This is a genomic window from Parvularcula marina (genome assembly GCF_003399445.1).
Classification (GTDB): domain Bacteria; phylum Pseudomonadota; class Alphaproteobacteria; order Caulobacterales; family Parvularculaceae; genus Parvularcula; species Parvularcula marina.
In genome coordinates this window covers 2,022,149-2,035,382 of sequence record NZ_QUQO01000001.1, presented here as the reverse complement: position 1 = coordinate 2,035,382, position 13,234 = coordinate 2,022,149, and the positions used below count along the sequence as shown (strand labels likewise).

Below are 13,234 nucleotides of genomic sequence, written 5' to 3'. Positions count from 1 at the left end.
TAGGCGCTTGGTGGCCGGGTTAGAAGTTGAAAACCTTCACCGGGCGCAGCTTCATCCCCTCAAGACGGCAGACCGCCACGGGCGTCTCACCCTCGACCGCCAGCACCGGCTCGATATCTTCAGGGTTTCCCTGACGAAGGGGCGCGACCTCGGCGATGGAAAGAATGGCATCATTACCGTGCTGAAGGCGGGAGGCCGCAGGGCGGTCAATGCTGACCGACGGGAATTCCGCCATCGCCGCATCGATGCCGGTGAGGAAGGAGGTGTAATCGCCTTCGCGATCTTCTGGCCCAAGGCGTTCCGTATCCGGACGACCCGTCATATCCTCGAACCGCACCGCCATCTCCTCGGTGAAGGGGCCAACCGCCGTGCGCCGCAGGGCGGAGACATGGGCCACCGTGCCGAGCGCCTGCGCCAGATCCCGCACAAGCGCGCGGACATAAGTCCCCTTGCCCGTCACCGCCTCCAGCACCGCCTCATCATCTGAGAGCATCTCGACCAGCCGCAGATCCTCGATCCGCACCTCGCGCTCGGGCACCTCGACTTTTTCGCCTTCGCGGGCGAGGTCATAGGCGCGCTGGCCGTCGATCTTGATCGCGGAGAAAGCTGGCGGACGCTGGGTCACGATGCCGGTGAAATCTCCCAGGACCCCTTCGATGTCCTCGCGCGTCGGGCGGACATCGCTTTCAGCGACAACTTCGCCTTCGGCATCATCGGTGGCGGTGGCGACGCCCCAGCGGGCGGTGAAGCGATAGGTCTTCAGCCCATCCTGCACATAAGTGACGGTTTTGGTCGCCTCTCCAAAAGCAATCGGCAGAATACCGGTTGCGAGCGGATCAAGCGTGCCTGCATGGCCCGCCTTCTGGGCTTCGAACAGCCATTTCGATTTCGAAACCGCTTCGGTCGATCCAAGATCATAAGGCTTGTCGAGGACCAGCCAGCCATGCACCGGATTGCCGCGTTTCCGCCGGGCCATATGCGCTCCATTCCGCTCATCTAGAGGAAGCGCGGGCTGATACTAAAGACGGAATAGAAAGGCCAGACGCCAGACATAAAAAAGACGGCACCCTCCCCCAAGGATGCCGTCCTCCCCCTCTGAGCGCCAGCGGGCCCCAGAGGGCCCTAGCCCAGCGTTATTCCTGGATCGCGTCGATGTCGTAACCGTAGTTACGCAGCAGGCGATTAAGGTCATTCGAGCTTTCACGCTCGTCCATGGCCGCAAGAATGCCGCGGTTGAAAATCGGCGGCACGGTGAACCACTCGCCGCCATCTTTCCAGCGGATCATGAGAGCCGGATATTCACGGTCGGAACGGAAGCCGACTTCGAAATCGTCGCGTTCAAAGCCCGGGAAGAGGCGAACGGCGTCGTCATCGCTGAGGCCAGCAACAGCAAGAGTCGTCGTCTGCGGCGCAACAACGCGCGCATCGACTGTTTCTTCTGCCAGTTGAGCTTTTTCGCTGCCCAGAGACGCCGTCGCAGCCACAGGGCTTTCAACTACATCAGGAGCGGTCCCCTCGACCGTCGTGTTTTTTGCGTTGGTGACCGGAGGTTTAGTATCCTCGTCACGATTTTTTTTGCGGAAGAACATCGCCCGTTTTCCTCTCCGTCAGCAATTGCCCGTCAAACCCCACGGCCCCGAGAGGCCGCTTCCGGTGTGAATTATTAACGTATGGAAGGAAAATTGCTAGTCGGCAGAGCGTGATTCTTTCAAGAGCGCCGAGATTCTTGCGACTTCATCGAATGTCCCGTCCTTGTGGAACACCAATGAGGGCGTGAATTTCAACTGCACCTTGCGCCCCAAGACAGCGCGGATCGCACCCGCTGCGCGGTTGAGCTGAGCGATTTCGGTATCGACATCATCCTTACCGAGAAAAGCGCAAAACACCGTCGCCGCCTTCAGGTCGGGCGAGATTTTCACCTCGGTGAAGGTGATCGGGGTTTTGGGCAGATCCTTTTCATGGACCTCCTCGCGCTGGAACATTTCCGCCAGGGCATGGCGGATCAGCTCGCCGGCGCGGAGCTGGCGTTGGGAAGGACCGGAAGGTTGAGCGAAACGATTAGACATTTCCGTGACCTAGGCGCGCAAAGTGCCTCTATCAATGGTCATCAGCGCATCGTGTGAATCCCGCATTCGGTCTTGGACTGGCCGCGCCAGCGTCCCGAGCGGGTATCTTCGCCACTGGCCACCGGATGGGTGCAGGGCCAGCAGCCGATCGAAGCAAAGCCCTGTTCGACCAGCGGATGCTTTGGCAGGTCGTGCCGAGCAAAGTACGTTTCGATATCGTCACGATCCCAGCGGACAATGGGGTTTACCTTGAAATGGTCACCCTTGAATTCGAAAGTCGGCAGGGTGACGCGCGCGCCGCCATGGAACTGCTTCCGGCCGGTGATCCAGGCGGCATAATTCTTCAGCGCGCCATCAAGGGGCCGGACCTTGCGCAAGGTGCAGCAGGCATCGGTGTCGCGCTTCCACAGATCGCCATTGGGATCTTCCGCCGAAAGCTCCTCAGCCGAAGGTTTGATGTCCTGCACATTGGTGAGGCCGAGGCTTTTGGCGAGCTGACGCCGATAGATCGGGGTCTGAGCAAAGTGCTTGCCCGTGTCGATGAACAGGACGGGCACGTCAGGTGCCACCTGCGCGGCAAGATGTAGAAGCACCGCCGACTCCGCCCCGAAGGAAGAGACAAGCGCGATCTCGCCTTTGAATTCGCGATTGATCGCGGCATCAAGAATATCGAGCGCGGCATCGTCTTTATAACGTGCATCGAGAGCCGCCGCGTGAAGCTGGGCAGCTTCCTCCGGGCTCGCTGCTTCTCGCAGGTCGAAAGCTTTCAAGGCTGCCGTCATGACCGCGCCTCCCATGCCGAGCCCGCAGGGCCCGGGCGTTGATAATGGTGCCGATAGCGGCCGACGGAGACCCGAAGCCCTTCGATGTCTTCATCCGTTTCGAGATCAAAACTTGTGATGCCGCAGCGCGCGGCAAAAGCGAGCTGGTCCCGGAAAAGACCGCCCACCGCCCGGATGTCACCCGTGAAACCCTGATCGCGCAGGGCCCGCGCCTGACTGAAAGCCCGCCCGTCCTTGAAGGTCGGAAAGTCGAGGACAATGATGTCCCCGTCCGCAAATTCGACCGGGCTTTTGTTGAGGTCTCGGGTGTTATCGATCTTCCGCACGCGGCCCGACGAGATATCCTCGCGCGCCACCAGCTCGCCGTCTGAGAGTTTAAGCTTCAGCATAAAGCGCCTCCTTGAAGGGCTCGGCGCCAAGACGGCGATAGGTGTCGATGAAACGCTCGCCAGCATCGCGGCGGATATCGAGATAGGTGCGCACCACGCGGTCGATCGCTTCGACCACTTCGTCCGCAGACAAACCGCGACCGACAATCGTGCCGATGGCGGCCTGCTCATCCGACGCGCCGCCAAGGGTCACCTGATAGAACTCCTCGCCTTTCTTATCGACGCCGAGGATTCCGATATGGCCGACATGGTGATGGCCGCAGGCATTGATGCAGCCCGAGATCTTGATCTTCAGCTCGCCGATGGTCCGTTCACGGTCGAGGTCGTCGAAGCGCTCCTGGATCTGGTTGGCGATCGGGATCGAGCGGGTATTGGCAAGGTTGCAATAGTCGAGCCCCGGGCAAGCCACGATATCGGTGATCCGGCCGGCATTGGGCGAGGCAAGGCCATACTCTTCGAGCGCCTGGTAGAGCGCCGGTATGTCCGCCTGCCGAACATGCGGCAGAACCATGTTCTGCTCATGCGTTGTGCGGATTTCACCCTGGCCATACTGGTCGGCAAGATCAGCCAGCGCATCCATCTGGTTGCTGGTGATATCGCCCGGCGGCTTGCCGATGGGCTTAAGCGAGATGGTCACAATGGCGTGGCCAGACACCTTGTGCGGATGGAGGTTCACCTCCGCCCAGCGGTCGAGCGCGCGGCTGTCCGCCCGCGCTTCTTTCAGGACCGCTTCGCCGTCAGGATCGGCCGTCAGATCCGGGCCCTTGAAGAAGGCCGCGATGCGCGCGCGTTCGGCGTCGGGCAGATCGACCGACCCGCCGGGCCCGAGCGCAAGCAGGCGCTGCCATTCTTCTTCAACCGCTTCGCGGAAAGCCTCCGTGCCCATCTCATTGACGAGGATCTTGATCCGCGCCTTGTAAAGATTATCGCGGCGGCCATGCATGTTGTAGACGCGCAGGATCGCCTCAAGATAGCTGAGGAGATGCTCTTTGGGCAGAAAGTCGCGGACCAGCTCGCCGACATAAGGCGTGCGCCCGAGCCCGCCGCCGACCAGCACCCGGAAGCCCGCCTCGCCGTCCTCATTGGGATAAAGCTGGAGGCCGATATCGTGCACCTGCGTCGCCGCGCGATCATTCTGCGCCGCCGTCACCGCGATCTTGAATTTGCGCGGCAGGAAGGAGAATTCAGGGTGTAGCGTCGACCACTGACGGATCACCTCGCACCAGACCCGTGGGTCTTCTATTTCCTCATCCGTTGCGCCTGCGAAAGGGTCTGTCGTCGTGTTGCGGATCGTGTTCCCGGAGGTCTGGATCGCATGCATGTCATGATCAGCGAGCAACTGGAGCGCATCCGGCACATCGCCGAGGCCCACCCAGTTGAACTGCATGTTCTGGCGCGTCGTCACATGGCCGTAGCCGCGATCATAATCGCGCCCGAGCGTCGCGAGTGCGCGCAGCTGGGCCGAGGATAGTGTCCCATACGGAATGGCGACCCGCAGCATATAGGCGTGGAGCTGGAGATAGAGCCCGTTCATCAGCCGCAACGGCTTAAACTGGTCTTCGGTCAGCTCGCCCGAGATGCGGCGGCGCACCTGGTCGCGGAATTCATCCACCCGCGCCTGCACGAGATCGCGGTCGATCTGGTCGTAATGATACATGAGAGATCAGACTCCGCGAGCAAATTCCGGGTGAATGGTGGGACCGGCCCGGCGGATGGTTTCGCGCAACGTCGCCCGGCCGGAGGGGGCCGTGCCCGCATCCTCCGCTTCGACATCCATGAGGTAGGGACCGACGATCCGTGCCTCATCCGTTTCGGCAAGAGCGAGGAGCCCCAGGGCTCGTTCGCCTTCCGCAACGATCGCATCGGCAAGGTCTTCCGTCCACGCGCCATCTTTCGTCAGATAGACGGCGGCGCCCGACATCAGATCGTTGGCGGTGACGGTCTTGAGACCGACATTCCGGGTTTTCTTGACGCCGCCCGCGCTGATCTTGGCCGGGGCGGGAGTGTCCTTGAGAAGGGCTGTGGCGCTCATGCGGCAAGCTCCGTTTGCTGAGAGAGTTGGATAAGCCCGGCACCGTCAGCGAAGTCTGCGACTTCGCCGATGATGAGAACGGCCGGGCCGGTGATATTGGCAGCGAGCATGTCGCCGGGCATGGCAGAGAGCGTCGTCTTGAGAATGCGCTGCTCGTCCGTGGTGCCCTTTTCGATGACGGCAACAGGGGTGGAGGCGGCGCGGCCCCCGGCAATCATGTTGGCCGAAACCTCACCTGCGCGAGAGACGCCCATATAGACGACCAGCGTGTGACGCAGCCGGGCCAGCGCCTGCCAGTCGATATCCGGCGCACCGCCCTCGCCCGCATAGGCGGTCACGAAACTGACGGCCTGGCTGACACCCCGATGGGTCAGCGGCACGGAGGCAGAGGATGCGCAGCCCGTCGCAGCTGTGATGCCGGGGACGACATTGGCCGCAAGGCCCGCCGCCTTGATCTGGTCCAGCTCTTCCCCGCCGCGCCCGAAGATGAAGGGATCGCCGCCTTTCAGCCGGACGACCCGCTTTCCTTCTTTCGCGAGCGAAATCATCCGCTCACCGATTTCGCTTTGGGACATTGAATGGTCCGCCCGGCGCTTGCCGACATAGACCCGCTCGGCATCGCGGCGGACAAGGTCGAGCACGGCGTCGGAGACGAGATTGTCGAACAGGACGACATCCGCCTCCTGCATCACGCGCAGGGCTTTTAAGGTGAGAAGTTCAGGATCACCGGGGCCGGCGCCGACAATATGGATGCTTCCGGGCAGTGGGGTGTCCGCATCCAGCGCCGCCTCGAAACCGGCTTCTGCCGATTTCATGTCACCATCGAGCACCGCCTCACTGATGGGGCTGGAGAGAAGACGCTCGTAGAAGCCCCGGCGATCCCGAAGGGCGATCCTGTCTGCAATGCGCGGGCGGCGGTCCTTTACGAAGGACACAAGCTCGCCAAGACGGGCAGGCAGCAGGGATTCAATTTTTTCGCGCAGGCGGCGGCTGAGGACCGGGGCCGCGCCGCCGGTCGAAATGCCGATGGCGACATCGCCGCGCTCAATGATCGAGGGGACGACGAAATCGCACAGCTCCGGGCGGTCGACGACATTCACCGGAATGCGCGCCCGTTTCGCCAGAGCGACGGCGTCTTTTAAGATTTTCTCATCCTCGACCGCAATAAAAATGAGGCCCGGGTGGAATTCGAGGTCCGCCTTGCGCAGATCGCGGCGGAAGCAGACATAATCTGCCCCGAATTCCTGCTCCACCAGAGATCCTTCCGATACCGAAAAGATATTGATCAGCGGAGACGCTTTGGCCAGCAGCCGGATCTTGCGGGCCGCCAGTTCGCCATCCCCGACCACGAAAACCGGGCGGTTCGCGAAATTAAAAAAGGCCGGGAAGTAACGCATTGGGGCTCGCTTCAGAATAACTATATCGTCCGGGGACATTTCCCTATGTGAGGAATGGCCCTAGAGGACACAAACGATGAGTTCTGGGCAGCGGCCACAGGAAATCTAAACCGGTTCAGGAGCGAGCGATGCGGCGTCTGCCTCCCCTCAATTCCCTGCGGGCCTTCGAGGCTGCCGCACGGCATTTGTCATTCACCAAGGCGGCTGATGAGCTGGCCGTGACGCCGGGCGCGATCAGCCAGCAGGTCAAGCTGCTGGAGGAGACAACCGGCGTGCCGCTGTTCCACCGCAATGCGCGGGGGCTGACCCTGACCGAGGCGGGGCTGGCATCGCTCCCCTCCCTTCGCGACGGGTTCGACCGGCTCGATGCGGCCGTCAGGCTGATGAACCTTGAGCGCAAAGCCGGGCGGCTCGCGGTCAGTGTCGCGCCGTCCTTTGCGTCGAAATGGCTGGTTCCCCGGCTCGACCGGTTCCAGTCCAAGCACCCCGAGATCGAAGTCTATATCCATGCCGGGATGGAGCTGGTCGACTTCTCGGTCGACGATGTCGATGTCGCCATCCGGTATGGCCAGGGGCATTACGCGGATCTGGTCGTTGAAAAACTGATGGAAGAGCGGATCGTGCCGGTCTGTGCGCCGGGCCTCCTGACGGGCGATAACCCGCTGAAAAAGCTCGAAGATCTATCTGGCCATACTTTGCTGCATGATGACGGGACCGACCATGAGATCGCAACCTGGCCGATGTGGCTGAAGGCCGCCGGGGTCGATGTCGACGGCACGCGCGGCCCCCGTTTCAACCAGTCGAGCCTTGTCATTGAGGCGGCGGTCGCGGGCCGGGGCGTGGCGCTCGCTAAATATGCGCTGGCCGAAGCGGACCTTGAAGCCGCGCGCCTCGTCATCCCGTTCGACCTGACGAGCCCGACCGATTTTGCCTATTGGGTCGCGCACCCGTCGGCCAAATCCGCCCTGCCGGAGGTGAAGGCCTTCAAGGCGTGGATCGCCGAAGAGGCCGGGGGCAATGGAGCCGCCTGAAAGGACTGAATGGCCAAACCGAGTCGATTTGATGGAATGATGCACGTCTTCTGTGTCCGCTATGGCTATTGCGGTTCAGTCGTGAATGGCGAGCCTCGGCACATCAGGGATTATATTCCCGAGACAGGTCTCGTGACAGCTGAAGACTTCGTCTGGTGGCTGATCGAAGCGGAGGGACTGGACCCTGCCCCCCAACACGCCGGAGAACCGCCGACGGAATGCAGAGTTCAAGGAAATCTTCATCCAGCACATGGGATCGGATGAGGTCGATGCCTCATTGCTCAGATACGCATGAACTTGCCAACGCGATGAGGCGTTCCATGCCGAATGGAGATGGCCTTTAGCCGACGCGCTTCCCATTCTCATCGATCAACAGCTCGCCGTCTTCTTTCGCGAGCGGACCCGGCGGCAGACGGTCGAGAAGGTCAAAGACCGTTTCTGACGGCCGGCACATTTTCACGCCCTTCGGCGTACAGACGATCGGACGGTTGACCAGCACAGGATGCTCCAGCATCGCGGCCATGATCGTCTCGTCGCTCACACCATCTTCCAGCAGCCCCAGCTCTTCTGCCGGAGAGCGTTTCTCGCGCAAGGCTTCGCGCGGGGTGATATCAGCGGCGGCAAAAAGACCGAGGAGCTGGCCTTGCGTCCACCCCGTATCAAGGTACTCAACAACATTGAGTTTCTCGCCCGTCGCCTCAAGCACGCGCAAGACATTCCGCGACGTGCCGCAGTCAGGGTTGTGATAGATCGTGATCATTCTTCTCTCTCCGCCAGCCAGCGCGCATCGCCGCCATAAAGGGCGACGGTCGACAGGCTCATCTTGGCGGAGCCATCAATCGGTTTGCGCGAATAGACAATATACATGAGGGTTTCGTTCTCGGGATCATAAACGCGCCGCACACCGATATGTTTGAAGATCAGGCTGTGCCGCTGCGAGAAGACAAGCTCGCCATCCTTGCCCTGATCGATATCACCTATCACGATCGGCCCCGTCTGGCGGCAGGCAATCGAGCTGTTGGAGGGATCCTCAAACCAATTGCCCTTGGCCGCCCGATCCCAGAAACCACGATCAAAATAGGTGAGGTGACAAGTGACGCCCTCGACCTTCGGATCTTTTAAGGCCTGAACCTTGATTTCGTTCCCGTAAAGATCGTTCTTGAACTCGCCGACCTCTTCCCCGCCACCGCCGCGCCCGCAGGCGGCAAGAAGGAAGAGTGGCAGAAGGGCGGCGGAATGAGGTATTTTCATCCAATGGAGATAGGGCTCAGCCGCCCCAGACGCCAGCCCCGTGGGCAGAATGACGCCTAGTCGAGGAGACTTGCGATATCCCGCGCCAGCGCCGCAAAGTAGAGATCCGCATCGCGCCACGGATGGGACTGGCCATCAAGCGCATTGCCCGCATAGGCGGATTCCCCCAGCGCGATCAGGATATCGCCGACAAGGAATTCGACTGACGCCGCAGCCCCGCCCGCCGTCACACTGGAGGCATTCATGGTCGGGCGGACTTTCAGCTCGGCCTGTGACGGCCGGTTCGGGTTCAGGTCAGTCAAGATGATCTGTATGGTGAGGTCCCGAGGGCCGGGTTCATCGACCAGCGTCACGCGTTTGCCGATGGCGGCTTTGATGACGTCCTCGACCTCTTCGACATTGCGGCGGACATTGCCCGGCGAGAGCGGGCGAACGGTGTCGGACGCATTGAGCGGCACGTAATCGATACGGGCCGCCAGCCCTTCGCTGACCATCACCGGTGCGACATAGACCCGCTCATACGAGGCAATGTCGGCCCCTTCGCCGATCTCGAACTTGTCGAATGGCTCTGCCGCCGCGCCCACCCCGAAGGAAAGAGCGGCGGTGAGTAGCAGAAGGAAGATGGAAGCGGCGCGTCGGATGATTTTCATATGAGAACGCTATCACGCGCAGACGGCACCGCCCAGCCATGACGCAAAAACTTATTCTGCGGGCGTCAGCTTCACGAGCGTGCCGTCAGACCCACTCTCCGTCAAAACCCAGATCGTACCGTCGGGCCCCTCTTCGATTTCCCGGACACGTTGATCATTGATGCTGTAACGCTCCGCTTCGCAGGCCGTGGCGCCGTCTTCACAATCAAATGTCACCCGGACGAGCGCCCGACTGGAGAGCCCGCCGATAAAGGCATCGCCCTTCCAGCTCTCAAACATTTCCCCGCCATAGAAGATCAGTCCCGCAGGCGAGATTGCCGGCACCCAATAGGCATCGGGCGCCCGAAACTCCGGACGCGTATCATGATCGGGGATTTCCTCTCCACTATAGTGATCACCATTGGAGACGATGGGGTAGCCGTAATTCTCGCCCCGTTCGATCAACTGGAATTCATCACCATGGCGCGGGCCCATTTCGTGCTCCCACAGCTCGCCTTTCTCGTTGAAGGCGAGGCCCAGCGGATTGCGGTGACCGAACGACCAGATCTGGGCCGTGACCCCACCCTGATCATAGAAAGGGTTATCTTCCGGCACAGAGCCATCCGGGTAAAGACGGATGATCTTGCCCAGATTCTGCGCCATGTCCTGTGCGGGATCGAATTTCTGGCGCTCACCCGAAGAGATGAAAAGGTATTCGCCATCGGGCGAGAAAGTGAGGCGGTGACCGAAATGTCCCCGGCCCGTCACTTTGGGGTTCTGCCGCCAGATCGTCGTGACATCCGCTAGAGCGCCGCCGTTTTCCGTCAGCGAGAGCGTAGCGGTCGCGACCACAGCGCCGCGTGTGTCGCCCTCGCCCGCCTCAACATAGGAGAAATAAATCGTCGAATTATCTTCAAAGTCCGGGTGCAGAATGACATCGCCGAGGCCGCCCTGGCCACCCTCATCTACTGCAGGCAAACCAGCGAAGGGGTCAGACGTCTCGCCGCCCTGCGTCACCCAACGCATATTGCCTGGCTTTTCTGTCACCAACATCCGGCCATCGGGCAGGAAGACGAGCGCCCATGGCTGGGTGAATTCAGCCACTTCCGTGATCTCAAACGGCACGCCGCTGTCTTGCTGTGTTTCCGGCTGAGTTTCTCCAGCACAGGCAGGCAAACCGGCGAGACCAATCATGGCGGCAGACATCAGAAAATAGGGACGGGTCATAGTCGGGGAGTTCCTCCGATAGGCAGACATTAAGAGATAAAACCGCCCGGTGGGCCGGGCGGTTCCATGAGAATTCGTTTATTCAGCTTTGTGGTCGACTGGCGTGGCGTCAGTCAGGCCGAAAATATCGAGAGCGAAGGCGTAAAGATGAGCACGCTCTTCCATCCGCTCAAACCGGGCCGCTGAGCCGCCATGGCCCGCCGCCATATTCATCCGCAGAAGGAACGGTCCGCCCGTCGCCTCTTCACGCAGGCGCGCGATCCATTTGGCTGGCTCCCAATAGGTGACACGGTAATCGGTAAGACCGCCGGTTGCGAGGATCGGCGGATAGGCAGCGCCCTGCTTGATGTTGTCATAAGGCGAATATTTCGCGATCCAGCCATATTCCTCCGCGGACGTGATCGGGTTGCCCCATTCATCCCATTCGGGCGGTGTCAGCGGCAGCGTGTCATCCGAGATCGTGTTGATCACATCGACAAAGGGCACCGCGCCCAGAATGCCGCCATAAAGCTCCGGATCAAGATTGACCGCCGCGCCAACGAGGAGGCCGCCCGCCGATCCGCCATAGGCAACGATATTGCCTTTGGACGTGTACCCCTTTTCAATCAGCGCATAGGCACTGTCATTGAAATCGCGGAACGTGTTTTCTTTCTTGTCGAGCTTGCCGTCGAGATACCATTGGCGACCCTTGGCAGAACCGCCACGGATATGCGCCAAGGCATAGATCGCGCCGCGATCGACCAGCGACAGGATCGAGGTTGAGAAGCTGTCTGAAATATAGGCGCCATAAGAGCCATAACCGTAGAGCATGAGCGGCGCGGAGCCGTCCATAGGCGTTGTCTTCAGACGCATCACCATGATCGGGATTTTCGCGCCGTCACGGGCTTCGGCCTCAATCATCTCAACGACATAAAGGTCGGGGTTATGACCAGAAGGGACTTCCTGGGTCTTGCGCAGAGTCCGCTCGCGGCTTTCCATATTATAGTCGAAAGTCTTTTCCGGGGTGGACGGACTTTCATAGGAAAAGCGCACCATATTGGTATCGAACTCACCCCAGCCATGAACGCCGAGCGAATAGGCGCCCTCGTCAAAGCTGATCGTGTGTTCATTCCCGTCATAATCGCCAACGACGATGCGCGGCACTGCGTCGGAGCGTTCCACCCGGACGATATAGTCCTTGAACGGGACAAAATAGGAGAGATAGGTGCCCGGCCGGTGCGGCAGCCAGTCGGTCCAGTTCTCCCGGTCCGGATTATCAACCGGTGCGGTCACAATCTTGAAGTCGACCGCGTCACCCGCATTGGTCTGGATGTAGAAAAGATCGCCACGGTGATCGACATCATAAAGCTGGTCATGCACGCGCGGCGCGATCAGCGTCAGCTCCGCCATCGGATCATCGAGCGGCAGGAAGTGATTTTCCGAAGTCACGCCATTGCCGATGCTGACGATCAGATATTTCTCGGATGAGGTATCGCCGATACCAATGAACATGGCATCGTCTTCTTCCTCATAGATCAACCGGTCACTGGCCGGATCAGCGCCCAGCAGGTGATGCTTGACACGCTTGGGCCGCTGATTGTCGTCTCGTTCGACATAGAAAAAGCTTTTTGAATCGGTCGCCCAGACGACACCACCATCCGTTGACGGAATGGTTTCGTCATATTCATCGCCGGTCGCCAGATCGCGGATGCGCAGGTCGTAATATTCAGACCCCACCCGGTCGGTGCCGTAAGCGAGTAGCTTGTGATCGGGGGAGGTATCAATCCCGCCAATATCGAAGAATTTGGAGTCGCCGCGTTCCTTGTCGCCGTCAAAGATGACTTCCTCTGGCGCATTCTCTTCTGTCCGGCGAGCATAGACCGGATACTCCCCGCCTTCGCGATAGCGGACATAATATTCATAGGGGCCATCGCGCATCGGGACGCTGCTTGCATCCTCTTTCGTCCGTCCCCGCATTTCCGCGAAAAGGGTCTCGCGCAATTCCTCAAGGTGGCTGGTCGAATCTTTATAATACTCGACCTCTGCCTCGAGCTGCTCACGGATATCTTCGCGCAGGAGGGACGGATCGCGGAGGACCTGTTGCCAGTTGTCGTCGCGAAGCCAGGCGTAATTATCGATCCGCTTAATCTCGTGCTGAACGATTTCGACCGGGCGTTTCTCCGCAACCGGCGCGGTCAGCTCTTCCTGGCGCTTCACAACCATGGGCACTTCCTTTTCTGCAGCGGCCAGCGTTTCCGTCTCCGCCTCTTCATTCGACGAGCCGCAGGCCTGAACGCCTGTCGCCATCAGCAGGGCCAGAGCAGGGGCGAGCGCCCGTGTCCAGCCGGTCGATTGGAGAAAGAAAGATTTGGTCATGTCACGTCCCTTGGCCGCAATGTCTTACGGCCGGGACGATGCCTGCTCCCCCCTCAGGGGGCAAGGGTCTTGTTG

General features: G+C 60.5%; 14 protein-coding genes. 1 reads left to right on the top strand and 13 read right to left on the bottom strand.

The genetic code is table 11. The annotated features are described in order from the left end of the window. Positions 1–19 precede the first annotated feature (19 nt). The 8 genes from truB to cysG all read right to left on the bottom strand — a co-directional run bounded on the left by truB (position 20) and on the right by cysG (position 6,666). The gene (gene truB / locus DX908_RS09875; protein WP_116392175.1) at positions 20–976 is read right to left on the bottom strand and encodes a tRNA pseudouridine(55) synthase TruB; all 957 of its coding nucleotides are present in this window, start codon (positions 974–976) and stop codon (positions 20–22) included. Between the two features lie 157 nt (positions 977–1,133). Continuing rightward, positions 1,134–1,589: a hypothetical protein gene (locus DX908_RS09870; protein WP_116392174.1), complete on the bottom strand. Its 456-nt coding sequence runs from the start codon at positions 1,587–1,589 to the stop codon at positions 1,134–1,136. Positions 1,590–1,685: 96 nt separating this feature from the next. Next, positions 1,686–2,066, bottom strand: a complete 381-nt coding sequence (gene rbfA / locus DX908_RS09865; protein WP_116392173.1) for a 30S ribosome-binding factor RbfA — start codon at positions 2,064–2,066, stop codon at positions 1,686–1,688. A 41-nt stretch (positions 2,067–2,107) separates the two neighbouring features. Then, positions 2,108–2,848: a phosphoadenylyl-sulfate reductase gene (locus DX908_RS09860; RefSeq protein WP_116393054.1), complete on the bottom strand. Its 741-nt coding sequence runs from the start codon at positions 2,846–2,848 to the stop codon at positions 2,108–2,110. Continuing rightward, positions 2,845–3,237, bottom strand: coding sequence for a DUF934 domain-containing protein (locus DX908_RS09855; protein WP_199564671.1), 393 nt, complete (start codon positions 3,235–3,237; stop codon positions 2,845–2,847). Before DX908_RS09855 ends, DX908_RS09860 begins: the two co-directional genes overlap by 4 nt. Continuing rightward, on the bottom strand, positions 3,224–4,894 hold the full coding sequence (locus tag DX908_RS09850; RefSeq protein ID WP_116392171.1) for a nitrite/sulfite reductase: 1,671 nt from the start codon (positions 4,892–4,894) through the stop codon (positions 3,224–3,226). The genes DX908_RS09855 and DX908_RS09850 overlap by 14 nt, the downstream gene beginning before the upstream one ends. A gap of 6 nt (positions 4,895–4,900) precedes the next feature. Further along, the gene (locus tag DX908_RS09845) at positions 4,901–5,269 is read right to left on the bottom strand and encodes a DUF2849 domain-containing protein (RefSeq protein ID WP_116392170.1); all 369 of its coding nucleotides are present in this window, start codon (positions 5,267–5,269) and stop codon (positions 4,901–4,903) included. Next, complete coding sequence (cysG, locus tag DX908_RS09840) at positions 5,266–6,666, bottom strand: siroheme synthase CysG (protein ID WP_158548647.1); 1,401 nt, start codon at positions 6,664–6,666, stop codon at positions 5,266–5,268. Before cysG ends, DX908_RS09845 begins: the two co-directional genes overlap by 4 nt. A 128-nt stretch (positions 6,667–6,794) precedes the next feature. On the opposite strand from cysG, the gene gcvA reads away from it, so the two are divergent. After that, entirely contained in the window at positions 6,795–7,697 is a 903-nt protein-coding gene (gcvA, locus tag DX908_RS09835) for a transcriptional regulator GcvA (RefSeq protein WP_116392168.1), read from the top strand. A 340-nt stretch (positions 7,698–8,037) separates the two neighbouring features. On the opposite strand, the gene arsC is transcribed toward gcvA, so the two are convergent. The 5 genes from arsC to DX908_RS09810 all read right to left on the bottom strand — a co-directional run bounded on the left by arsC (position 8,038) and on the right by DX908_RS09810 (position 13,159). Next, the gene (gene arsC, locus DX908_RS09830; RefSeq protein WP_116392167.1) at positions 8,038–8,457 is read right to left on the bottom strand and encodes an arsenate reductase (glutaredoxin); all 420 of its coding nucleotides are present in this window, start codon (positions 8,455–8,457) and stop codon (positions 8,038–8,040) included. Further along, a complete protein-coding gene (locus tag DX908_RS09825) occupies positions 8,454–8,948 on the bottom strand; it encodes a CreA family protein (RefSeq protein WP_116392166.1) in 495 nt (164 codons plus the stop codon). Before DX908_RS09825 ends, arsC begins: the two co-directional genes overlap by 4 nt. A 56-nt stretch (positions 8,949–9,004) precedes the next feature. Beyond that, positions 9,005–9,598 carry a DUF3313 family protein gene (locus DX908_RS09820; protein ID WP_116392165.1) on the bottom strand — a complete coding sequence of 198 codons (594 nt, stop codon included), beginning with the start codon at positions 9,596–9,598 and terminating at the stop codon, positions 9,005–9,007. A 51-nt stretch (positions 9,599–9,649) separates the two neighbouring features. Next, a complete protein-coding gene (locus DX908_RS09815) occupies positions 9,650–10,804 on the bottom strand; it encodes a PQQ-dependent sugar dehydrogenase (protein WP_116392164.1) in 1,155 nt (384 codons plus the stop codon). A 78-nt stretch (positions 10,805–10,882) separates the two neighbouring features. Beyond that, positions 10,883–13,159: a S9 family peptidase gene (locus tag DX908_RS09810; RefSeq protein WP_199564670.1), complete on the bottom strand. Its 2,277-nt coding sequence runs from the start codon at positions 13,157–13,159 to the stop codon at positions 10,883–10,885. Positions 13,160–13,234: the final 75 nt, after the last annotated feature.